We start from the raw sequence: 21829 nt of genomic DNA on the forward strand, positions 1-21829 counted from the left end.
GCCTGTTCCGGTCAGCGAACCGGCGCGGGAGCCGCCCGAATCGTCCGGCTCTAGGGTTTGAGCCCACCACCTGAAGAACGGTGACTCCGCGTCCGGCAACAATTCGGGCAATTAGTACGATGCCCGACACCTCGTTACACCGCACGCCCCCAGATTGTCTCGAGGAGTACCTATGTCACTGACGAAGTCAGTATGGCGCCGGCGTCTCGCCGCGGGCGCCGCCGGCGCGGCCATGCTCGCCTCCGCCGCGTGCAGCGCCGCCAACCAGGGCGCCATCGGGAACTCCGCGAGCGCGAGTACAGGCCCGGTGCGCGGGGGCGGCACCCTCATCGTCGCCCAGACGAGCGACGCCGACCCGGGTTCGTTCCTCAAGACCTCCTTCGGCAACGTCGTGGCGGAGTACGCGGTCTTCGAGACGCTGACCCTCATCGACGGCAAGACCGGGCAGCCCAAGGGCGTCCTGGCCGAGTCGTGGACCCTGGCCCCCGACGGCAAGAGCCTGGACCTCAAGCTCCGCGACGACGTGACCTTCCACAGCGGCCGCAAGCTGACCGCGGACGACGTCGCCTTCGCCATCCAGAAGGTCCAGGACCCGGCCACCGGCGCGGCCAACCAGTCGATCGCCGCCCAGATCTCCGACATGAAGACCAAGGGCGAGCACGAGCTGACGCTGACGTTCAAGCAGCCGCTGCCGAACATCTTCGACCTCTTCGAGACGATGCCCATCCTCAACAAGGACTCCTTCGGCGACTACGCCGCGGGCACGAAGGTCGACGGCACCGGGCGCTTCACGTGGAAGTCGTGGACTCCCGGCGGCAAGCTGGTGCTCGGCAAGTACGCGGGCTACCGCGACGCGGCGGGCACCCAGCTCGACACCATCGAGATCAACCTGATCAAGGACCCGACGGCCATGGTCGCGGCCATCCGCAGCGGCCGCGTCCAGTACGGCGTCGGCATGGCGGCCCTGGACGCCAGGACCCTGAGCCAGCAGCCGGGCTTCTCCCTCGTGACCTCGGGCGGCGCGGCCATCCCGCTGGCGTTCGACGTGACCAAGCCGCCGTTCGACAACAAGGCCGTGCGCCAGGCGGTCCACTACGCGATCGACCGCGACCGCATCGTGCAGCAGGTCATGGGCGGCCAGGCCGACCCCACCAACGTGCCATGGCGGGCCTCGACGGTCGGCTACGACGCCGCCCAGGCCAAGCAGTACACCTACCAGCCGGACAAGGCCAAGCAGCTGCTGGCCGAGGCGGGGGTGAAGAACGTCTCGTTCGACGTGCTCACGCTGAACTCGCCCGAGGCCACCGGCGTCTTCCAGATCGTCAAGAACAACCTGGCCGCCGTGGGGCTGAACGCCAACCCGGTCGTCGTGCCCGTGGCCGACTACGACGCCAGGATCGCCAAGAAGGACCTGGGCGCCCCCGCCTTCCTCATGCAGAACAGCAACGGCCTGTCCCCCGCGACCGCCGTCGTGAGCCGGCCGGAGCTGCTGGCGGACGGCAACGTCTCGCACTTCAAGAGCCCCGAGTACACGAAGCTGGTCAAGGCGGTCACCAGCGCCAGCACCACGGAGGACCAGCAGAAGGCCCTGCGCGACTACGACGCCTACTTCATCGACCAGGCGTTCGTGCTCCCGCTGGTCACTCGCCCCACCCTCACCCTGCGCGCGAACTCCGTGAACGGCATCAAGTCCACGCAGATGGGCTTCCTCGACCTCAGCCAGGCCTGGCTGTCCAAGTAACCGGAGGCAGGACGATGGTCCGGTTCCTGATACGCAAGCTCCCTTCGCTGGTGTTCGTGCTGCTGGCCAGCTCGATCGTGGCCTTCGCCCTGCCCCGCCTGGCGCCGGGCGACGTGGCGGTCACGCTCGCCGGAGCCGACCCGACCGCGGCCAACATCGCCGCGATCAGGCAGCAGCTCGGCCTGGACCGCCCCCTGGTGATCCAGTACGCGGACTGGATGGCCGGGCTGCTCCAGGGCGACCTCGGCCAGTCCTACCTGCTGCGCCGCAGCGTCGCGAGCCTCATCGGCGACCGGCTGGGGAGCACGGTCGAGCTGGCCGCCCTGGCCACGCTGCTGGTCATCGCGATCGGCACGGCCCTGGGCGTCGTGGTCGGCTCGGTCCGCAGCCGCTGGGCGCGGGCCGGCCTCGACCTGGTCAACAGCGTCCTCGTGGCCGTCCCGTCGTTCGTCACGGGGCTGGGGCTGATCCTCGTCTTCGGCGTGCTGAACCGCTGGCTGCCCGTCAGCGGCGAGGTCGCCTTCCTCGACAACCCGGTGATCGGCTTCCAGTTCCTGATCCTGCCGGCGATCGCGCTGGCGCTGCCGCCCGCGGCGGTCGTGGCCCGGCTGCTGCAGGCGGAGATGCTGGTCGCCAGGAACGAGGACTACGTGGACCTGGCGCTCAGCAAGGGAGCCTCGGGCGCCCGGATCACGATCCGGCACGTGCTGCGCAACAGCGTGGGCACCGCGGTCGTCGCGGTGGGCCTGCAGGTCGGCAACCTGCTCGCCGGCGCGGTCATCATCGAGGCGATCTTCAACCGCAACGGCCTCGGCCAGCTCGCCGTCTCCAGCGTGCAGACCCGCGACTTCACCGTGCTGCAGGTGCTGATCCTGGCCGTCGTCTTCGTGGCGGTGATCTGCCAGATCCTCACCGAGATGATCCTGGCAGCACTCGACCCCCGGATCACGTTGGGAGCGTAGGCATGGCAGACATTCCACTCGAAGGGGGAATCCCGCGCGCACGCCGGCTGAACCCGACGCTGGCGCGCTACCTGTCGGCGTTCCGCACGCCGAAGGGCGTCATCGGGCTGTCGATCCTCGCCGTCATGAGCCTGGCCGCCCTGCTCGCCCCCGTGCTCTTCCCCGGCGGGTACGACGAGCAGGGCCGCGAGGCGCTGACCGGGATCTCGGCCGGGCACATCTTCGGCGTGGACGAGTTCGGCCGCGACATCTTCGTCCGCAGCATCTACGGCCTGCGCATCGACCTCAGCCTGATCTTCACGGCGGTGCCGCTCAGCATGGCGATCGGGGTCCTGCTCGGGCTGAGCGGCGCGCTGTCGGAGCACCTGGGGTCGGCGGTGCAGCGGCTGCTCGACGTGATCATCGGCTTCCCGGGCCTGATCCTGGGGATCTGCCTGGTGGCCATCCTGGGGCCGGGCTGGCCGGCGCTGTTCCTGACCATCCTGATCAGCGGGCTGCCCACCGCGGGCCGGCTGGCCCGCGGCGCCTGGCTGGCCCAGCAGAGCAGGGAGTACGTCCTCGCCGCCCGGGTGCTCGGCGTCTCCCGCCCGCAACTCCTGGTCCGGCACGTCCTGCCGAACGCCATGGACTCGGCCGTCGTCAACGCGGCCGTGTGGATGGTCGTCGGCGTCTACATCGAGGCCGGGCTGAGCATCGTCGGCCTCGGCGTGCAGCCGCCGACGCCCTCGCTCGGCGTGCTCCTGAACAACGGGCTGCGGTTCGTCACCCAGTCCCCCACCTACATCGTCGGCCCCGCCCTCCTGCTGCTCCTGGTGGCGGTGGGCTTCAGCCTGGTGTCCGACGCGCTCAACGAGGCGGTGAACCGCCGGTGACCTCCACCGAACCCCTGGCCCCCGTGACGGCGAAGGACGTGCCGTTGCTGCGGGTCGAAGGCCTGCGCACCGAGTTCCGGCTGAGGAACGGCGGCGTCAAGGCCGTCAACGACGTCAGCTTCGACATCTACCCGGGCGACGTGCTCGGCATCGTCGGCGAGTCCGGCTCGGGCAAGTCCGTGACGGCGCGCTCCATCATGCGCATGCTGCGCCCGCCGGGCGAGGTCGTGGCCGGCTCCGTACGGCTCGGCGGCGAGGACCTGCTCGCCCTGCCCGAACGCGAGATGCGGCGCCGCCGCGGCAGCAAGGTCGCGATGGTCTTCCAGGACCCGCAGGCCGCGCTCAACCCCGTCATGAAGGTGGGCGACCAGATCGCCGAGGCCATGACGCTGCACGGGGTCGACAGGCGGACCGCGCGCAGGCGCGCGATCGAGCTGCTCGACCAGGTCGGCATCCCCGACGTCCGGACGAAGATCGACCATTACCCGCACCAGTTCTCCGGAGGCATGCGCCAGCGCGTCGTCATCGCGATCGCCCTGGCCAACGACCCCGCGCTGCTGATCGCGGACGAGCCCACGACCGCCCTCGACGTGACCATCCAGGCGCAGATCCTGCGCCTGCTCGCCCGGCTGCGCACCGAGCTCGGCATCGCCATCGCGATCATCACCCATGACATGGGGGTCGTGGCCGAGCTCTGCACCGACGTCGTCGTCATGTACGGCGGCCGCACGGTCGAGAAGGGCACCGTCGAGCAGGTCTTCGAACAGCCGCGGCACCCCTACACCGCGGCGCTGCTGGCGGCCATGCCCCGTCTCGACGACGACCGGATCGGACAGCCGCTGCCCGCGATCCCGGGAGCGCCGCCCGACCCGGCCGCGCCGCCGCCCGGCTGCCCGTTCGCCCCCCGGTGCCGCTTCACCGAGGACGTCTGCGAGCACGAACCGCCGGAGCTGCTCCAGATCGGCACCGACGGCCAGTCGGCGGCCTGCTTCGTCGCGCAGCGCGCCACCACCGACGTCTCGGTCCGCGCCCCCGAGCCGCCCCCGGCCGACATCTCGGTCCACGTCCCCGAGGCGGCCGCCCAGGCCGCCACGACGCCCGTCCTCGAGGTGCGCGACCTGCGGATCGACGTCGGGTCCCGGCGGCGCGGCCTGTTCCACCGCGACCCGCCCGTGTACGCGGTCGACTCCGTGAGCCTGTCGGTGCACGCCGGTCGCACGCTCGGGCTGGTGGGCGAGAGCGGCTGCGGCAAGTCGACGCTGTCCAGGAGCATCGTCGGGATCAACCGGGTCTCCGGCGGATCGGTCCTCGTCGACGGCGCCGACGTGAGCACGATGAGGCAGGTGGATCTCGGGCGGGTCAGGTCCTCGGTGCAGTACCTGTTCCAGGACCCGTACGCGTCGCTGAACCCGCGCCGCACCATCAGGCAGTCGCTGTCCGAGGCGCTCGCGTTCAGAGGCGTCGGCCGGCGGGAGCGCGAGGAGATGGCGCGGTCGCTGATGGCGCAGGTCGGACTGCGCGCCGAGCACCTCGACCGCTACCCCCACGCGTTCTCGGGCGGCCAGCGCCAGCGGATCGGCATCGCCCGCGCGCTGGCCAGGCAGCCGCGCGCGCTCATCCTCGACGAGCCGGTCTCCGCTCTGGACATGTCGATCCAGGCGCAGATCATCAACCTGCTGGAGCAGCTGCAGAACGAACTCGGGCTCGGCTACCTGTTCATCGCCCACGACCTGTCGGTGGTGCGGCACCTCAGCGACACCGTCGCGGTCATGTACCTGGGCCGGATCGTGGAGTACGGCGACGCCGCCGACGTCTACGGCAACCCGCAGCACCCCTACACCGCCGCCCTGATGTCGTCCTCACCCGTCCCGTCGGTCTCCGCGCGCACGCGCGAGCGCATCGTCCTCCCCGGCGACCTGCCCAGCCCCGCGAACCCGCCCTCGGGCTGCCGGTTCCGCACCAGGTGCCCGATCGGCCCGCTGGTCAACCCGGAACGGACGATCTGCACGGAGATCGACCCTCAGCTCACCCTCACGGCCACCGGCCAGCGGGCCGCCTGCCACTTTGCCGACAACGGAAAGGAAACCGAATGACCGCGAAGATCGCGCTCAACCCGATCCAGTGGATGGCCAGCGCCGACGGCTGGCTGGACCCGTCGCTGGCCCCCGCGCCGAAGGAGCTGCTGACCCAGATCAAGCGGGCCGGGTTCGACCACGTCATGTCGGAGGTGCCCGCCGGCCTCGACGTCGAGCAGTACCAAGCGCTGCTGGACGAGGTCGGCCTGGCGCTCGCGCCCGGCTACTTCCCCTGCCGCTCGGACGGCAGGGACGGCAACGAGGACACCGTCGTGGCCGCCGCCGCCGAGGTCGCCCGCACGCAGGCCCGGCTCGGCCTGACCGAGATCGGCCTGGGCCTGGGCATGGGCAAGGAGGCGCCGCGCGTCCTGAACCCCGCGCAGGGGCACGACGCCGACCCCTCGCGCGTCGAGGCGGTGACGGAGCTGATCGGGCGGATCTGCGACGCCATGGTGGCCGAGGGTGTCCGGCCGTGCCTGCACCCGCACGTCGGCACGTGGGTCGAGACCGAGGAGGAGGGCCGGGCGGTGCTCGAGGCCCTGCCGGAGTCCCGGCTCGGCTTCCTGCCCGACACGGGCCACCTGGCGTGGGCGGGCGCCGACGTCGCCCGGCTCGTGAAGGACCACGCCGAGCGGATCCCCTTCGTGCACGTGAAGGACTGCCGGCTCAGCGTCGCCGCCGAGGGCCGCGAGAAGGGCTGGGACTACCGGCAGACCGTGCTCGCGGGGCTCTGGGTCGAGCCCGGGCGGGGTGAGCTCGACCTGACCGGCATCATCGGCAACCTGCCCGACGCGTTCGACGGGTGGCTGATGGTGGAGGTGGACCGGCCCGACATCGCCGACCCGTACGAGAGCGCGCAGGCGTCGGCCGGCTGGATGCGCAGCGCCTTCTGAAGATGATCGTCAGCACTCCCGCTCGACGGCGCGGGAGATGCCGTCGGCCGCCGCGAACAGCCCCGGCAGCAGCCGCTTCGCCACCAGGCGCGACAGCGGCGCGGCGGCCGACACGGACGCGAGGACCGTTCCATCGGCCCCCGCGACGGGCACGGCGATGCTGCCGAAGCCCAGCAGGATCTCCTGCCTCTCGATCGCGTAACCCCGTTCCCTGACGACCGCGAGCTGCCGGCGCAGGTCCTCCACGGACGCGACGGTGCGCGGCGTCAGGCGCGGCAGGCCGGTCCGGGCGAGGCGGCGCAGCCGTTCCTCGAGGTCGGGGAGGTTCGCGAGCAGGGCCTTCCCCGTCGCCGTGCACGCCGCGGGCAGGCGCCCGCCCACCCGGGAGTGGGTGTTCACGTTCTGCTCCCCGGCCACCTTCTCCACGTAGAGCACGTGACCTCGGTCGAGGACCGCCAGGTGGATGGTCGCCCTGGTGGCGGCGAACAGGTCGGTGAGGAGGGGCCGGGCCACGCGGCGCAGCACGGCGGAGACCGGCACCCGCTGGCCCAGCTCGAACATGCGCATGCCGAGCTGGTAGGAGTCCCCCTTGCGCTCCAGCAGCCCCCATTGCACCAGCTCCTGCGCCAGCCGGTACGCCGACGCCTTCGGCACCCCCGAGCGCCGGCTGAGCTCGGTGAGCCGGAGCTGGACCGCCCCCGACTCGAACGCGCCGAAGATCAACTGGGCCTTGCCGAGCACCGAATTGGGGTATTCCTCCTCATCGTCGGGGCCGGCCGGCGCCGCCACGAACACCTGTGAGGACATCGGAACTCCCCTCGCGACCACTTTCCATTTGTCCCATGAATAGTGCAGAACGTCTGGAATGTATAGGTTTCGCCGGGCGGACCGATGTAAAGATCAGATGACGACCCGGCATGAGGGAGGACCCCTTGGACATCACGGCGCCGCCGCGTTTCGGGTACGCCGACTCGCCCTTCGGCCAGCTCCACTACGCCGAGCAGGGCACAGGGCGGCCCCTGCTGCTCCTGCATCAGACCCCCCGATCGTGGGACGAGTTCCGCGAGCTGATGCCCCTGCTGGCGCCCCACCGGCGCGTCCTGGCCATGGACATGGTCGGCTTCGGGGCCAGCGCGAAGCCCCCGGCGCCCCACACGATCGAGCTGTTCGCGGCCGGTGCGCTGGCGCTGCTGGACGGCCTCGGCATCGAGCGGGCCGACGTGCTCGGCCACCACACCGGCGGCGCGGTGGCCGTCGAGCTGGCGGCGTCCGCGCCGGAGCGGGTGGGCCTGCTGGTCCTGTCGTCGGCCCCGTGGGCGGACGCCCGCTACCGCGCCTCCCACGCGCACGGCCCGGGGGTGGACGAGGCCGAGCCGTCCCCGGAGGGTGACCACCTGGTCAAGTTGTGGCGGCTGCGGCAGCCGTACTATCCCGAACCGGTCACCGGCCTCCTCGACCGGTTCGTCCGTGACGCCCTCGCGCCGGGGGTCGATCCGGCCGAAGGCCACCGGGCGTGCGCGCGCTACGTCATGGAGGAAAGGATCGGCCTGGTGACCGCTCCCGTGCTGCTGCTGACGGGCGCCGCGGACCCGTTCGCGCTGCCGAACATGACCCCGCTCCGGGAGCATCTCACCGGGGCGGCGAGCGTGACGTCGGCCGTCGTCGAGGGCGGCACGATCCCGCTCATGGAGCATAAGCCCGCCGAGGTCGCGGCGGCCGTGGCGGCGTTCCTGACGGCCTGATCAGGTCCGGCCGCCGTCGGCGGCCATGATCGACTTCGTGATGCGCCTGCTCACCATGCTGAGCAGGCCCACGTACTTGTTGACGTCGGCGCGGAAGGTCGGCGCCGTCACCGACAGCGCGGCGACCATGGTCCCGGTGGCCCCGGTGAGCGGGATCGCCACGCTGAGGTAGCCGACCCGGGTCTGCTCCCGTTCGACGGCGTACCCCGCCTTCCTGGCCTGCTGGATCTCCTGGGCGAGCAGCTTCGGGGCGGTGACCGTGCGCGGCGTCACGCGGGCCAGCGGGGTGGCCACGACGTCGCCGAAGAGGGCCGCCGGGCCGAACGCCAGCAGGGCCTTGCCGGTCGCCGTGCAGTGCAGCGGCATGCGCCCGGCGACGCGCGACGGCCTGGACACCTGGCCGTGGCCGGAGACCTTCTCCAGGTAGATGACCTCCAGCCCGTCCAGCACCGCCAGGTGGATGGTCTCCCCCGTCGCCTGGTAGAGGTCCTCCATGAAGGGCCGCGCCGCCTCCCGCAGGATCCGCTGGCGCGGCACGCGCTGCCCGATCTCGAACAGGCGCATGCCCAGCCAGTATTCGGACCCGCGCCGCTCCAGCAGGCCCCACTGCAGCAGCTCCTGGGCCAGCCGGTGGACCGACGCCTTGGCCACGCCGGTGCGGCGGACGATCTCGGACAGGCCCAGGCTCTCGTCGTCGGGGCCGAAGGCCTCCAGGATCAGCCGCACCTTGCCCAGTACGCTGTTCGCCGCCGCGTCGTGCTCGGGTGAAGGGACGATGGCCAGGGGCTTGACGTCAGGTGACGACGGGGAGTGCATAAGAGCCATTGCCCGATAATCGGGCCCCTGTCCGTTCCGGACAACGGCCCTGTCCCGCTGAGCGGAACGGGCCCGGCGGCTATCCGAACGTGACGACCGCACGCCCGCGTACCCGGCCCTCGCGCAACAGCTCCAGGGCCTTGGCGATCTCGGCCAGGTCGAACCGCTCGACCTCCACGCCGAGCTCGCCGGAGGCCAGGCGGCCGACCAGCGACGGGGCCACCTCGCGTGCCCGGCGCTCGTGCCGGACCATGTTCACGGGCAGCAGCGCCACGTCGTCGAGCAGCCACGACGGGAGATCGACCGTCACGGACGCGCCCAGCACGTACCCGATGACGACGGCCCGGCCGCCGGGTCGGACCCAGCGCGTGCGTTCGACCAGGCCGGCGCCTCCGAGCGTGTCGACCAGCAGGGACGCCGAGCGCGCCGAGGCCAGCTCCGCGACCGCCGCGGCGTCGTCGGCCGCCACGCCGCGCACCCCCTCGGGCACCCGATCGAGCTGGTCGGACCGCCCGACCAGCCCGGTCACCGTGGCCCCGGCCAGCCGCGCCTGCTGGGCGACCATCGCGCCGACCGCCCCGGTGGCGCCGGTCACGACGACCTCCTCCCCCGGCTCCAGGCGGGCGACGTCGTGCAGGGCGACGTACGCCGTGGTGGCCGGGACGAAGAACGACGCGGCGACCTCATGGGGCAGCGGCTCCGCCAGCGGGCTGACGGCCTTGGGGCTGACGCTGACCCGTTCGGTCCAGCAGCCGTCGCGCAGCAGGCCCAGCCCGCCCCCGCGAAGGAGCACCTGCGTGCCGGGGGCCAGCTCGTCGGCCTCCAGGACTACTCCGCTGGCCTCGACCCCGCCCACGTACGGGAGGGCCGGCTTCATCGCGAAGGACCCGGTGGCGACGGTCAGGTCCAGATGGCCCAGCGCCGCCGCCTTGACCTCGACCAGCACCCGGCCCGGCTCGTACGCGGGTTCGGGGACGTCCTCCACGACGGGGGCCGCGCCCCACGCGTGGAAGCGCGCCGCGCGCGTCATCGGCCCGACACCCGACCAGTGATCCGGCCCGAGAAGCCCGCCGCCGAGCTCTTGGCCAGGAAGGACAGGCTGAGCGGGTTGTAGCGCGCGGCCTGCTCGTGCTGGGGCCAGTGGCCGCACTCCTCGAACAGCTCCAGCTGCGAGCCCGCGATGGCCTCGTGCATGGCGGTCGCCTCCGGCACGTCGCCGAACGGGTTCTTGCGGCCCCAGACGATCAGCGTCGGCTGGGAGATCCCGGCCAGGTCGCCGGGGCGCAGGATGTTGCGCTGCCGGGTCTCCATGTCCTGCAGGCAGAGCAGGTTGTCGACGCCTGCCACGAACGCGGGCTCGTGGTAGATGGCGTGGCGCACCTCCACCAGCTCCTCGGTGGCGTCGGCCGGGTCGGCCATCAGCAGCCGCAGCCGCTTGCGGGTGAGCTCCACGTCGTCGCTGAGCACGGCCTCGCGCGTGCTCGTCCTGATGCGCGCCATGACCTGCGGGTTGGCGACGGTGCCGCCCGCGCAGAGCAGCTGCAGGCTCGCCACGCGGTCGGGGTGGTCGATCGCGGCGCGACCGCCTACCCAGCCGCCCAGCGACTCCCCCACGATGTGCGCGCGCTCGATGCCCACCGCGTCGAAGTACGCCAGCAGGTGCTCGACATAGCGCGGGATCTCATACGGATAGTTCGGCTTGCCGGTGTAGCCGTGGCCCAGCATGTCGATGGCGTGGCACTCGTACTGCTCCGCGTGCGCGGCCAGGTTGCGGGTGAACGCCTCCAGGTGCCCGCTGGTGCCGTGCAGGAACACCACGGGCTCGCCCGATCCGGCCCGCAGGCTGCGGGTCGGCACTCCCCCCGCGTCCACGTACGAGACGCTCAGGCTCAACGGGCTCAGCTCGGTCCATATGGTCATCGTCACGTCACCTTCAGCGGTCGAGAGCGGGTTTGTCCTGGTTGATGCGGTGCACCTGGGTGTTGCTGCGGGCCGCGAGCAGGCGGGCGAGGAGCACGGCCAGCACGACGGCGGGCGCGGCGATCAGCAGTCTCTTCATCGGCCCGCCCCCGTCAGGAATCCGGTGACCACGGCGTGGTACGCCTCGGGACGCTCCTCCTGGAGGTGGTGTCCCGCGTGGTCCATGACGTACAGGTTGCCCCGGGGCACCATGCGCGCCAGCATGAGCGGATAGTCCGGCGTCAGGAACGCGTCCTGCATGCCCCACATGAACAGCGCCGGCGCCCGGATCTCGGCCAGCTCGGCGGTGAGGTCCTGCCATTCGCCGCGCGGAGAGTCGGACATGGCGGCCAGCGCCCGCTCCTCCGGGTCCAGGCTCTGCTCGTAACGCAGGTCCAGCGTGGACTCCGGCAGCCGGTCGCCGTCGTACCACTCCAGCCGGGTGATGAGGTCGCGCATCTTCTGCCGCGTGGGCCCCTCGCCGCCGTAGTAGACGTCCCGCGCGTTCCGGCCGCGCCGGCCGCCCTCGGGCAGGGGCGCGAGCGGGCCGTAGAAGACCGGCATGCTGCCGGTGATCACCAGCGAGCGCACCCGGTCGGGGTAGCGCGCGGCCAGGCACAGCGCGATGGTGCCGCCCCAGGAGTTGCAGACGAAGTCGGCCCGCTCCACACCCAGCGCGTCCATGAGCGCGACGGTTCTGGCCGCGTGGAAGTCCCACATCGGGCCGGTGATGACGCACTTCTCCGACTTGCCGTACTGCAGGATGTCCACGATCAGGCAGCGGCGCTCGGCGGCGAACAGCGGCGCCACCGGGCCGAAGTCGCTCCATCCGGTGCAGCCGGGGCCGCCGCCGTGCAGGAAGATCGTGTCCGGTCCCGACCCCAGGTCGAGGTAGTGATATTTGACGCCGTCGGCGTCGGCGTACGAACCGCTGGGCGGTTCCATGGCGCCTCCTCAGTCGTTGGTCTCGTCGATCTCGGCGCGCGTGCGCGTGACGGTGTCGGCCGCCACCCGCAGGAGCACCTCGCACAGGCGGCGCATGGCCCTGACGTCGACGGTGTTCATGCCGAGGGCGAAGTCGACGTCGACGTCCTCTGGCGCGGCCTTCGGCATGCCCACGCGGGCCGTCGGGATCCCGCGCGCCCGCAGGATGTTGGCGTCGGTGGCGCCGCTGTTGCCGTCGATGGGCTCGTGCGGGCGCCCGTTCACGCCCTCCCAGGCGCGTACGGCGCTGCGCACCACCCAGCTCTCCGGCGGCGTGCGCGTGCCCGGGACGGCCAGCACCATCTCGACCGCGAGCTCCGTGCCCAGCTCCGCCGACACCTGCCGGACGTACGCCGCCAGCTCCCGCTTGGCCTCCAGCGGCGTCGTGCCGGGCGCGATGCGCAGGTCGAGGCGGATGCGGCAGGCCGCGGGGGTGACCGCGAGCATGCGCTCCCAGCCGCCCGCGATCGACCCGACGATCCCCTGCGGGGCGGCGGTCGCGGTGCGGTGCCGCTCGGGGTAGTCCGCCAGCCACCGTTCCAGCCGCGTCACGACCTCGGCGGCGGTCACGATCGGGTTCCGGTACGGCAGGCGGTGCCGGCTCCCCGCGTACGTGTGGGTCCCCGGGACGACGATCTCGAACCAGCACAGGCCCACCTCGTCGTGCGCGACGAAGTCCCCCGGCTTGGCGATCACCGCGTGGTCGGGCTGCCAGCCGCGTTCGAGCAGGAACGAGCAGCCGACCCCGTGCCCCGTGTTCGCCCGGCCCCTGCCGTCGATCGCGTTGGTCGGCATGCCACCGGCCCCGAAAGCCACCAAGAGATCTCCGGCCAGCCGGGGGCGCAGGGCGGCCAGGGCCTCGCCCACGATCAGGACGCACGCGGCATGGCCCTTGGGGTTGCTCGCGCCGAGTCCGCTGACGTAGGGGCCCTCGCAGCGGGCCTCGGCCCGCATGTCGGGGCGCAGCTCCGGGCCGATCCAGGGCACGTCCAGGTCCGGGTCGCCGGTGGTCAGGGTGTCGATCGGGGCGTACAGCATGAGGTCGGCGCCCGTGCCGTCGCCCCTCAGCCGGCCGACCGCGTTGGCCTGGCCGTCGTCGATGCGCTGCGCGTGCGCCTCCAGGCCCGCGGCGGCGAGCCGGTCGGCCAGCCACCGGGCCAGCGGCGCCTCGCCGCCCGTGGGGCTGGCGATGGAGGTGACGTCCACCGCCGCCGCGCGCAGGCGGTCCTCGGTGATCGACGCGAGGGCCTGCCGCACCAGCTCGTCGCGGGTCATGACGCCGGCTCGATGACGGCGACCCCCATGCCGGTCAGCCACTCCGGCATCGGCTCGTACGCCAGCCTCCGCCCGGGCGCGAAGCCCAGCGCCGCCGCCATGGCCAGCCACGACCGCAGCTCCTGGCCGCCGTTGCCGGCCGCCTCCTCGATCTCCGCCGTGGACAGGCCGGCGTAACGCTCCAGCTCGCCCCGCTCCAGCGCGGCCAGGAACTCCTCGTCGAACTCGGGGAAGATGACCGGCCGCGCGGCGGTGATGATCTGCCGGCGGCGCGCGTCGTAGCGCTCCCAGTCGCCCCGGCCCTCCCGCCAGGCCTCCACCAGGAACTCCTCGTCCGGCCCGTGCGGGTCCTGCCAGCGGCTCGGCCACGGCAGCCGGTGCGAGAGCCCGCCCGAGGCGATGACCGCCACCCGCGGTCCCTCGGGCAGCGCCGCCACCGCGGCGGCGAGGTTGCGCCCCAGCTCGACGCAGCGCCGCATCAGGGGCAGCGGCGTGGCGAACACGTTCACCACCAGCGGGATCACGGGCACGTCGAGGTCGCGCAGCAGGTACTGGACGGCGTGGCTCTGGCCGTGGTCGATCTGCAGCTTCGCCGAGATCGCCACCTCGGTGCCCGCCGCCACCAGCGATTCCGCGATGCTCTGGGCGAGGTCGGGGCGGGTGCGCTGCGGGCCCGACGGCGTGCCGGACTCGCCGGACGCGATGACCTCGTCCACGCCGAGGGTGAAGGCGGGGATCAGGTCCAGCCAGAAGCCGCGGAAGTGGTTCGACCCGATGATGACCGCCACGTCGGGACGGGCCGCGGCGAGGGCGTCGCGGGCCGTGCCGAGCGCGTCGCGGAAGCGTTCCGCGCGGTCCTTGTGCTCGACCTGGTCCCAGTGGGTGTTCATGAGCGTCGAGTGGGACGCGCCCACGCCCAGGACGATCCGGCCCATCAGCCGAGGTCCCCGGCGCTCTTGAGGCGTTCGGCGCGCTCCTCCGTGATCTCCTCGGCCAGCTTGCGCCACTGCAGGAGCGAGTCGTCGGGACGGTAGAGCCGCTCCGGCGGCGCGTCGGTCACCTCGACCATCCACTTGTCCTGGCCGGAGAACTGGCCGTGGAAGAGCCAGCGGACGGCGCCGAGGTATTTGGCGTAGAAGGGCAGCGTCCTGATGCCCTTCTCGAAGTTGGCCATCACGCCGACGTAGAGGTGGTTGTCCGCGTCGACCGGCACGTAGAACTCGTAGTGGATGAAGGTCGGGTAGACGATGCGCAGGACCCCCGGCATGCTGACCGAGGCGAACCCGGGGAAGTCCTCGGCGGCGATGGCCGGGTTCACCTTGCGGTGGCTGCCCGTGTTGCCGATGTTGGCGACCTGCTTCGGCGGCTTGAGCTTGAACCACGCCTGGTTGCTCCATCTGCCCAGGCCGGGGAAGTCGGCGTCCCAGTGCTGGGCGTCCTGGACCCGGTAGATCCACCGGCCGCGGCGGACGATCCGGGTCTCGTTCCACACCGGCATGGCCTTGAACAGCCGCCACAGCGCCGTGCGGTGCAGGTATTTCGCGTGTCCCTCGTCGTAGCCGTTCTCGCAGGCGAAGCGCCAGTTGCCCACGCGGGACTGGATGCGCGCGCCGATCACGGCGGGGTTGTCGCGCAGTTCCTCGGGGAGCTGGTCGTCGATGGGCGGGGCGTCCTCGCCGTCCCCCACGAAGATCCACACCATGCCGAGGCGCTCCTCGACCTCGTAGGTGGGCTGGGTCACCTTCCCGCAGATCGGCGACTGCGGCCCGTCGGTGATCACCGCCTTGAGCGCGCCGGTCTCCAGGTCGAACGTCCAGCCGTGGTACGGGCAGGAGATCGTGCCGGGGAACTGCTGGTTGCCGTAGCTCAGCGGCACGCCCCGGTGCGGGCAGCGGTCCTTCAGCGCGTAGACCTTCCCGTCGTCCCTGATGACGACGATCCGCTCGCCGAGCAGGGTGATCGCCTTCGGCTTCCCGGTGATGTGCGAGGAGAACGCCACCGGGTACCAGTAGCCGCGGAACCCGCTGGCCGCCGCCTGGTAATGGGGCCAGCTCGACCAGTCCTGCCGGCCCGGCAGGCGGCCCCGCCGCGATGGCCGGCGCCTGGCGTCTCCCCCGATCGCAGCCGGCGTACCCGCCTCCGCACTCATTCTCGCCTCCGCTTCCATGGCTTGTCCGCGGCTCCCGATGCGCCGCGACACGCAGTTCACCACCCCCGGGGCCGAGCGGCCCAGTGCGGCATCCCGCCCAGCGGACCGTGTCCCGCTGAGCGAGCCGTGTTCCGGTCAGCGGGCCGCGACCCGCGGGCAGGCGCCCGGGCCCTGTGTAGCTTCCGTGGCCGGAAAGGAGAGCGACGTTGGAGATCGAAACCGATATCGCGATCATCGGAGCGGGGCCGACCGGGCTCTACGGCGCCTACTGCGCCGGGTTCCGCGGTCTGCGCACCGTACTCGTCGACGCGCTGCCCCAGGTCGGCGGGCAGATCTCGGCCCTGTACCCGGAGAAGGAGATCCGGGACGTGGCCGGCGTCCCCGGCGTCCTCGGGCGTTCGCTGGTGGCGGCGCTCTCGGCCCAGGCGGCCGCGTACGACCCGGTCCACCTGCTCGGGCGGCAGGCGGTCGAGCTGCGCCGCGACGCGGACCCGAGGCCGGTCGTGGTGCTTTCCGACGGCACGGCGGTCCGCGCCGGGGCCGTCGTGCTCACCTCGGGCATCGGGACGTTCACCCCGCGGCCGCTGCCGGCCGGCGAGGAATGGCTCGGGCGGGGGCTGACGTACTTCGTGCCGGACCCGTCCGCGCACGCCGGCCACCACGTCGTGGTCGTGGGCGGCGGGGACAGCGCGGTCGACTGGTCGCTGGCCCTGGCCCCGCTGGCCAGGTCGGTCACGCTGGTGCACCGCCGGGCCGCGTTCCGCGCGCACGCCGGCGGCGTCGCGGCCGCCCGCGCGGCGGGGGTCCGCATCGTCGTCGACAGCCAGGTCGTCGGCCTGTCCGGCGCCGAGCGGGTCGAGCGGGCGCACCTGCGCACGCGCGGCGAGGCCGACAGGACGGTGCCCGCCGACTCGGTCATCGCCGCGCTCGGGTTCATCAGCGACCTGGGGCCGCTCGCCGGCTGGGGGCTGTCGCTGCGCGGCAGGTCCGTCCTGGTCGACCAGCGCATGCGTACGGGCCTGCCCCGGGTGTACGCGGCCGGCGACCTCGCCGAGTACGACGGCAAGGTCCGCCTCATGTCGGTGGGCTTCGGCGAGGTCGCCACCGCGGTGAACAACGCCGCCGTCGAACTGGACCCCGAGCTGTCCCTCTTCCCGGGGCACTCCACGGAAAGCGTCTGAGCACAGGAGAGATTCATGAGCTACGTCATCGGCCCCGCGTGCGTCGACGTCAACGACCGCGCGTGCGTGGACGTGTGTCCCGTCGACTGCATCTACGTCGGCGACCGCAAGAGCTACATCAACCCCGCCGAGTGCATCGACTGCGGGGCGTGCGAGCCGGAGTGCCCGGTGGACGCGATCTTCGTCGACCGGACCGCCCGGGGCGACGAGACGCGCACGCTCTTCCTCGACGACGCCAAGGCGTTCTTCGCCGAGGTGCTGCCCGGCCGCGACGCGCCTCTCGGCACCCCGGGAGGCGCCCGCAAGGTCGGCGACCTCAACGCCGACACCGCACTGGTGACCGGCTACGGCGCGTGATCAGCGGCCGGTGAACCGCGGAGGGCGCTTGTCCAGGAACGCCTGGAGGCCCTCCGCGGCGTCCTGGGTGTGGATCAGCTTCAGGACCGCCTGCCACTCCAGCTCCAGCGCGTCGTCGAGAGGCAGGTCGTACCCGGCCTCCACAACGCGCTTGAGCAGGCCGATCGTCGTGGTCGGCCGGGCCGCCAGGTCCTCGGCGTGCCCGGCCACCACGCGGTCGAAGTCGTCGTCGTCCGCCACCACGTCCACCAGCCCCAGGTCGAGGGCCTCGGCGGCGGACAGGCGGGCGCCGTCGATCATCAGGCGCTTGGCGCGATGCGGGCCGAGCAGGCGCGGCAGCCGCTGGCTGCCGCCCGCTCCGGGGAAGAGGCCCAGGCTCGTCTCGGGGAAGCCGATGGTCGCCGAAGCCGCCAGGATACGCAGGTCGCAGGCGAGCGACAGCTCGGCCCCGCCGCCCAGAGCGTGGCCGTTCATCGCCGCGATCACCGGCTTGGGCGCGCGTTCGAGCAGGCGCTGGACCTCGACCCAGCGGCGCATCTTGACGTGGTTGGCCACGGACAGGTCTCGCATCACGGCGATGTCGGCCCCCGCGACGAAGAAGCGGCCGGTCCCGCGGATGACCAGGCAGCGAACCGAGGTGTCCTCGGCCAGCGGGGGGATCACCTCCAGGAACTCCTCGATCAACGCCGGGTCGACGGCGTTGGCGGGCGGCCGGTCGATGACGATCGTCGCCGTCCCCCCGTCCCTCCGCACATCCAGATATTTCGTCATCTGCGCTCCTATTCCAGTGCGCCGGCGTCACGCAGCCGGGCGAGCTCTTCGTCGTCCAGATCGAGCAGGCCCTTCAGCACGCGGTCGGTGTGCTCGCCCAGCAGCGGCGCGGGCGCCGTCAGCGCTCCGGGGGTGCCGGACATGCGCACCACGATGCCCTCGTGCCGTACCGGGCCGATGAGCGGGTGCTCCAGCACCGGGTAGAAGCCGCGCGCGGCCAGGTGCTCGTCCGCCTCCACCAGGTCCCGGCCGGTGGCGACGACGGCGGCGGCGACGCCGAGCCCCTGCAGCTCGGCCGCCAGCGCCTCGCCGTCGCGCTCCGCGCACCAGGCCGCGAGCGCGGCGTCGATCTCGTCCTCGTGGCGGCGCCGCTCCTCCAGGTCCGCCAAGGCCGGCTGCGGCAGCCCGGCGTGCGCGGCCAGCCGCCGCCACTCCTCGTCACCCTGTACGGCCAGCGCGATCCAGCGGTCGTCGCCCCTGACCGGGTAGACGCCGTGCGGGACCATGCGCGGGTGCCGGTTGGGCCGGGACACCGCGTGGCGTTCGCCGAGCTCCGCCTCCAGGACGGCCGGTCCCATCGACGCGGCCATCGCCTCCAGCTGGGAGAGGTCCACGTGTCCGCCGCGCCCGCCCGCGACCAGGTCCAGGACGGCGAGCACGGCAGAGTTGGCCGCCACCATGTCGCCCAGCCCGAACGTCAGCCCCTCCGGCGCCTCGCCGGGATCGGCGGTCTCGCTGGTGAGGCCGGACATCGCGGCGAGCGTGTCGGCGAAGGTCACCGCGCTCCGCCAGGGGCCGCTCTGCCCGACCCCGGCCATCGACACCAGGATGACGCCCGGCCGCAGCTCCGCCAGCCGGTCGTAGGACAGCCCCCACCTGGCCAGGACGCCGGGGCTGAAGTTCTCGATGACCACGTCGCACTCGGCGGCCAGGCGCCGCAGCACCTCGAGGCCGGGTTCGGTACGCAGGTTGAGGGCGACGCTGCGCTTGCCGCGGTTGAAGTTGACGAAGTAGCCGCCGTCGTCGATCCCGGCATCCGGACGCAGCCGCATGGACGGGGCGAAGCGCGTGGGATCGCGCCGGTGCCGGGATTCGATCTTGATGATGTCCGCGCCGTGCTCGGCCAGCGTCTTGGTGGCGTACGGGCCGGCCAGCACCCAGGTCAGGTCCAGGACGCGGAGCCCTTCGAGCGGGCGCGCGCCGGGCCCGCGGACGCCGTCACGACGGCCCCGGGGGCGTTCGCTCCGCCAGGGCGCCTCGGCGGGGGCGGGTCGCGGCTCGGTGAGGCGCACCGGACGGGGCAGGGCCGCGAAGGGGAACCCGACGTCCGTGACGCCGTCCTCGGGCAGGCCCGCGCCCAGGACGCGGGCGAAGAACCCGCGCTCGGCGAGCTGCGGGTTGCCGGTCAGGCTCGTGGCCGTGGAGACCTCCGCCCACGGCAGCGCCCGGGCCCGTCCCTGCTCCGCGAGGGAGGCGGCGGAGCGCCCGGCGACGAACCTGGCCACGACCTCGTCCACGTGCTCGCGCCCCCGCCAGCGGAAGACGGGGTCGGACCACTTCTCCTCCGTCAGGTCCTCCGCCTCGCCGGATTCCGCCATCCAGGCGAGCAGGTCGGTCCACATCCGGTCGCTGCCGGAGTAGCCGCCCGCGACGTGGCCGTCGGCGGCGCGGAAGACCCGGTGGGCCACGTGTTCGTACACGCCGCCGGTGCGGGACGGGTACCGTCCCGCGTGGATCCAGGCGATGGCGCCCGTCTCCAGCGTGGCGGCCACCGCCTCCTGCGCGGAGACGTCGATGAGCTGGCCCTGCCCGATGCGGTCGCGGGCGATGAGGCCGAGCAGCGCGGCGATGGCCGCGTGCGCCCCCGCGAGCTGCGTGGCCTGCTCGCGGGGAGGGGGCTTGGGCGGCCCGCCGGGCTTCCCGCCCAGCCAGGCCATGCCGCCGGCGGCCGCGGCCACGAGATCGTCGGCCCGCCAGTCACGCCGGGGGCCGGTCGTGCCGAACGGCGTGACCACGACGTGGACGGCCCGCGGCCAGCGCGACGTGACCGTGCCGGAGTTTGTACGGACGCCGCGGAGCTCGCCGAACGGGCCGCTCTCCATGATCACGTCCGCCTGCTCGGCGAGCCGGTCGAGCGCGGCGGGGCTCACCGGCGCGCTCACGACCCGCTTTCCCGCGTGCCAGTGCAGAGCCTCCGCCCGCGACAGCCCCGGGCTCCGTGGACGCTCCACGCGTACGACGTCGGCGCCGAGGCCGACCAGCAGCCTCGCCCCGTTGAAGGCCAGATCGTCGGTGAGGTCGAGAACCCGCAACCTCGTCTCCTCCCGTGTGTGCCGGAGGCTCGACGCTAGAGCGCGCGATCGCCGGGGCGCGACCCTGCCGGTCTGTCCAGCGGTCCGCGCGATCAGGCCGTACGGGCGTCCCACGCGTCCGGCGGCACCCCCTGGTCGCGCAGGTCGCCCTTGACCACCTTCGTCGAGGCGTTCCTCGGCAGGGCGTCGAGCACGCGCACGTACCGGGGGACGGCGTGGCGCGGGAGCCGGTCCAGGCACCAAGCGTGCACCTGCGGCGGGCTGAGCGTGGCCCCGGGCGCCGCGGTCACCGCCACCAGCACCTCCTCCTCGGTCAGCTCCGACGGCACGCCCACCGCGGCCACGTCGAGCACGCCCGGCATCGCGGCCACCGCCTGCTCGACGTCCCAGGTCGGGATGTTCTCGCCGCGCCGCCTGATGACGTCGGCGCGGCGGCCGGCGAAATGGAGGAAGCCGTCGTCGTCGAGCCGGCCGCGGTCCCCGGTCACGAACCAGCCGTCACGCAGGGCCTTCCCGGTGGCGGCGGGGTCGCCCGCGTACCCACTGAAGATCATCGACTCCGCTCGGGGCCGGACGGTGATCTGCCCGATCCGGCCCGCCGGCACCGGCAGGCCGTCGTCGTCCCTGATCACCACCTCGTACTCCGGGACGGGCCGCCCGGCCGCGCCCGGCCGCCGGGTGCCGGGCGTGCTCGCCGCCACGTCGCCGAGCTCGGTGCACGCGTACGCCTCCAGCAGCAGCACGCCGAACCGCTCCAGGAACCGCCTCGACAGGCCCTCCGGCGCCGGTCCCCCGTAGGCGCGGCGCACCTGGTGAAGGGTGTCGGAGCCGGTGGCGGGCGCCCGTTCCAGGATGGCCGCCACGGCGCCCATGAAGTTGAACGCGGTGACCCCCTCCCGCCGGCAGATCTCCCAGAACCGGGAGGCGGAGAAGCGCTGGTGGGCCACCAGCGTGGCGCCGGAGATCAGCGCGGGCAGCAGGCCCGCGTGCCGGACGTTGATGTGGTTCCAGGGGAAGACGTTGAGCAGCACGTCCCCCGCCTCGTAGCCCATGGTGCGGGCCACCCGCCGGGCGTGCCGGACCCCGGCGAAGTGCGGCAGCAGCGCTCCCTTGGACCGGCCCGTGGTCCCCGAGGTGGCCATGACGACGGCGGGGTCCGCCGGCCCCGGCCGCCGCGCCGGAAGACCGTGCGGCGCGGCGAGCAGGTCGTCCAGATCGGCCGAGCCCGGCAGCTCGGCCGCCTCACTCCCGGTCACGAGCACCACGCGGTCCATCCCCGCGGCCAGCTCGACCAGGCCGGGGTTGGCGCGCACGGCGTCCGTGCCGGCGATGAGCACGCGCGCCCCGGCGGCCCCGGCCAGCCGCCGCGCCGCGTCGAGCCGTACGTCCAGGGCCAGCGGCACCTCCACGGCGCCGAGCCTGGCCAGGGCGAACATCACCTCGACCAGCCGCGGCCCCGGCGGCAGGCACGTGAGGACCCGGTCTCCGCCCGTCACCAGGCCGGCGAGCCCGCCCGCGACGGCGGTCGCCCGCTCCAGGCACTCGCCGACCCGCAGCGAGGCGCCGCCCTCGAACCGCACGAGCTCCGCCTCCGGAGCGCCGGCCGCCCGGCGCTCCAGAAGGTCGAGCATCGTCTCCGGCGATGCCGTGACATCGTCCGTGGCACCGTCCATGTTCTCCCTCACGAGATGACAGGATGTCCCACCGCCGTCACGGGGACCACGGCGGGTGGATCGATGT

General features: G+C 72.9%; 20 protein-coding genes. 8 read left to right on the forward strand and 12 right to left on the reverse strand.

The genetic code is table 11. From position 1 onward, the window contains the following. Positions 1-172: 172 nt before the first annotated feature. The 5 genes from AB0J87_RS32430 to AB0J87_RS32450 are packed head-to-tail and all read left to right on the forward strand — an operon-like array spanning position 173 to position 6543. Complete coding sequence (locus tag AB0J87_RS32430) at positions 173-1741, forward strand: ABC transporter substrate-binding protein (RefSeq protein WP_363971228.1); 1569 nt, start codon at positions 173-175, stop codon at positions 1739-1741. A 14-nt stretch (positions 1742-1755) separates the two neighbouring features. Then, positions 1756-2703, forward strand: a complete 948-nt coding sequence (locus tag AB0J87_RS32435) for an ABC transporter permease (RefSeq protein ID WP_350727485.1) — start codon at positions 1756-1758, stop codon at positions 2701-2703. A 2-nt stretch (positions 2704-2705) separates the two neighbouring features. Next, entirely contained in the window at positions 2706-3575 is an 870-nt protein-coding gene (locus AB0J87_RS32440; protein WP_350727484.1) for an ABC transporter permease, read from the forward strand. Continuing rightward, positions 3572-5668 (forward strand): ABC transporter ATP-binding protein, encoded by a 2097-nt coding sequence (locus AB0J87_RS32445; RefSeq protein WP_363971231.1) that lies wholly within the window; start codon positions 3572-3574, stop codon positions 5666-5668. The genes AB0J87_RS32440 and AB0J87_RS32445 overlap by 4 nt, the downstream gene beginning before the upstream one ends. Continuing rightward, positions 5665-6543, forward strand: a complete 879-nt coding sequence (locus tag AB0J87_RS32450) for a sugar phosphate isomerase/epimerase (RefSeq protein ID WP_363971233.1) — start codon at positions 5665-5667, stop codon at positions 6541-6543. The genes AB0J87_RS32445 and AB0J87_RS32450 overlap by 4 nt, the downstream gene beginning before the upstream one ends. Before the next feature lie 9 nt (positions 6544-6552). On the opposite strand, the gene AB0J87_RS32455 is transcribed toward AB0J87_RS32450, so the two are convergent. Next, positions 6553-7350 carry an IclR family transcriptional regulator gene (locus AB0J87_RS32455; RefSeq protein ID WP_355200268.1) on the reverse strand — a complete coding sequence of 266 codons (798 nt, stop codon included), beginning with the start codon at positions 7348-7350 and terminating at the stop codon, positions 6553-6555. A 125-nt stretch (positions 7351-7475) separates the two neighbouring features. Here AB0J87_RS32455 and AB0J87_RS32460 point away from each other — a divergent pair, with 125 nt between their 5' ends. Beyond that, the gene (locus tag AB0J87_RS32460) at positions 7476-8285 is read left to right on the forward strand and encodes an alpha/beta fold hydrolase (RefSeq protein ID WP_363971236.1); all 810 of its coding nucleotides are present in this window, start codon (positions 7476-7478) and stop codon (positions 8283-8285) included. Here AB0J87_RS32460 and AB0J87_RS32465 read toward each other — a convergent pair whose 3' ends face one another. The 8 genes from AB0J87_RS32465 to AB0J87_RS32500 all read right to left on the reverse strand — a co-directional run bounded on the left by AB0J87_RS32465 (position 8286) and on the right by AB0J87_RS32500 (position 15468). Next, positions 8286-9110, reverse strand: a complete 825-nt coding sequence (locus AB0J87_RS32465; protein WP_350727480.1) for an IclR family transcriptional regulator — start codon at positions 9108-9110, stop codon at positions 8286-8288. Positions 9111-9180: 70 nt separating this feature from the next. Continuing rightward, complete coding sequence (locus AB0J87_RS32470) at positions 9181-10131, reverse strand: zinc-binding dehydrogenase (protein WP_363971238.1); 951 nt, start codon at positions 10129-10131, stop codon at positions 9181-9183. Further along, complete coding sequence (locus AB0J87_RS32475; RefSeq protein ID WP_363971240.1) at positions 10128-11021, reverse strand: alpha/beta fold hydrolase; 894 nt, start codon at positions 11019-11021, stop codon at positions 10128-10130. Before AB0J87_RS32475 ends, AB0J87_RS32470 begins: the two co-directional genes overlap by 4 nt. A 13-nt stretch (positions 11022-11034) precedes the next feature. Continuing rightward, on the reverse strand, positions 11035-11160 hold the full coding sequence (locus AB0J87_RS32480; RefSeq protein ID WP_355200272.1) for a hypothetical protein: 126 nt from the start codon (positions 11158-11160) through the stop codon (positions 11035-11037). Continuing rightward, a complete protein-coding gene (locus AB0J87_RS32485) occupies positions 11157-12005 on the reverse strand; it encodes an alpha/beta hydrolase (RefSeq protein ID WP_363971242.1) in 849 nt (282 codons plus the stop codon). Before AB0J87_RS32485 ends, AB0J87_RS32480 begins: the two co-directional genes overlap by 4 nt. Positions 12006-12014: 9 nt before the next feature. Next, on the reverse strand, positions 12015-13319 hold the full coding sequence (locus AB0J87_RS32490; RefSeq protein ID WP_363971244.1) for a peptidase dimerization domain-containing protein: 1305 nt from the start codon (positions 13317-13319) through the stop codon (positions 12015-12017). Continuing rightward, entirely contained in the window at positions 13316-14254 is a 939-nt protein-coding gene (locus AB0J87_RS32495; RefSeq protein ID WP_363971246.1) for a hypothetical protein, read from the reverse strand. The genes AB0J87_RS32490 and AB0J87_RS32495 overlap by 4 nt, the downstream gene beginning before the upstream one ends. Continuing rightward, a complete protein-coding gene (locus AB0J87_RS32500; protein ID WP_363971248.1) occupies positions 14254-15468 on the reverse strand; it encodes an aromatic ring-hydroxylating dioxygenase subunit alpha in 1215 nt (404 codons plus the stop codon). The genes AB0J87_RS32495 and AB0J87_RS32500 overlap by 1 nt, the downstream gene beginning before the upstream one ends. A gap of 206 nt (positions 15469-15674) precedes the next feature. Here AB0J87_RS32500 and AB0J87_RS32505 point away from each other — a divergent pair, with 206 nt between their 5' ends. After that, positions 15675-16649: an NAD(P)/FAD-dependent oxidoreductase gene (locus AB0J87_RS32505; RefSeq protein WP_350727472.1), complete on the forward strand. Its 975-nt coding sequence runs from the start codon at positions 15675-15677 to the stop codon at positions 16647-16649. 15 nt (positions 16650-16664) lie between these two features. Continuing rightward, positions 16665-17006 (forward strand): ferredoxin, encoded by a 342-nt coding sequence (gene fdxA / locus AB0J87_RS32510; RefSeq protein ID WP_363971250.1) that lies wholly within the window; start codon positions 16665-16667, stop codon positions 17004-17006. Here fdxA and AB0J87_RS32515 read toward each other — a convergent pair whose 3' ends face one another. The 3 genes from AB0J87_RS32515 to AB0J87_RS32525 all read right to left on the reverse strand — a co-directional run bounded on the left by AB0J87_RS32515 (position 17007) and on the right by AB0J87_RS32525 (position 21762). Further along, positions 17007-17777 (reverse strand): enoyl-CoA hydratase-related protein, encoded by a 771-nt coding sequence (locus AB0J87_RS32515; protein WP_363971252.1) that lies wholly within the window; start codon positions 17775-17777, stop codon positions 17007-17009. It lies immediately after the preceding gene. 8 nt (positions 17778-17785) lie between these two features. Continuing rightward, positions 17786-20089, reverse strand: coding sequence for a CoA transferase (locus tag AB0J87_RS32520; RefSeq protein WP_363971254.1), 2304 nt, complete (start codon positions 20087-20089; stop codon positions 17786-17788). A gap of 92 nt (positions 20090-20181) precedes the next feature. Then, positions 20182-21762 carry an AMP-binding protein gene (locus AB0J87_RS32525; RefSeq protein WP_363971256.1) on the reverse strand — a complete coding sequence of 527 codons (1581 nt, stop codon included), beginning with the start codon at positions 21760-21762 and terminating at the stop codon, positions 20182-20184. Positions 21763-21829: the final 67 nt, after the last annotated feature.

The organism is Nonomuraea sp. NPDC049625 (assembly GCF_040675285.1).
GTDB classification, from domain to species: domain Bacteria; phylum Actinomycetota; class Actinomycetes; order Streptosporangiales; family Streptosporangiaceae; genus Nonomuraea; species Nonomuraea angiospora_A.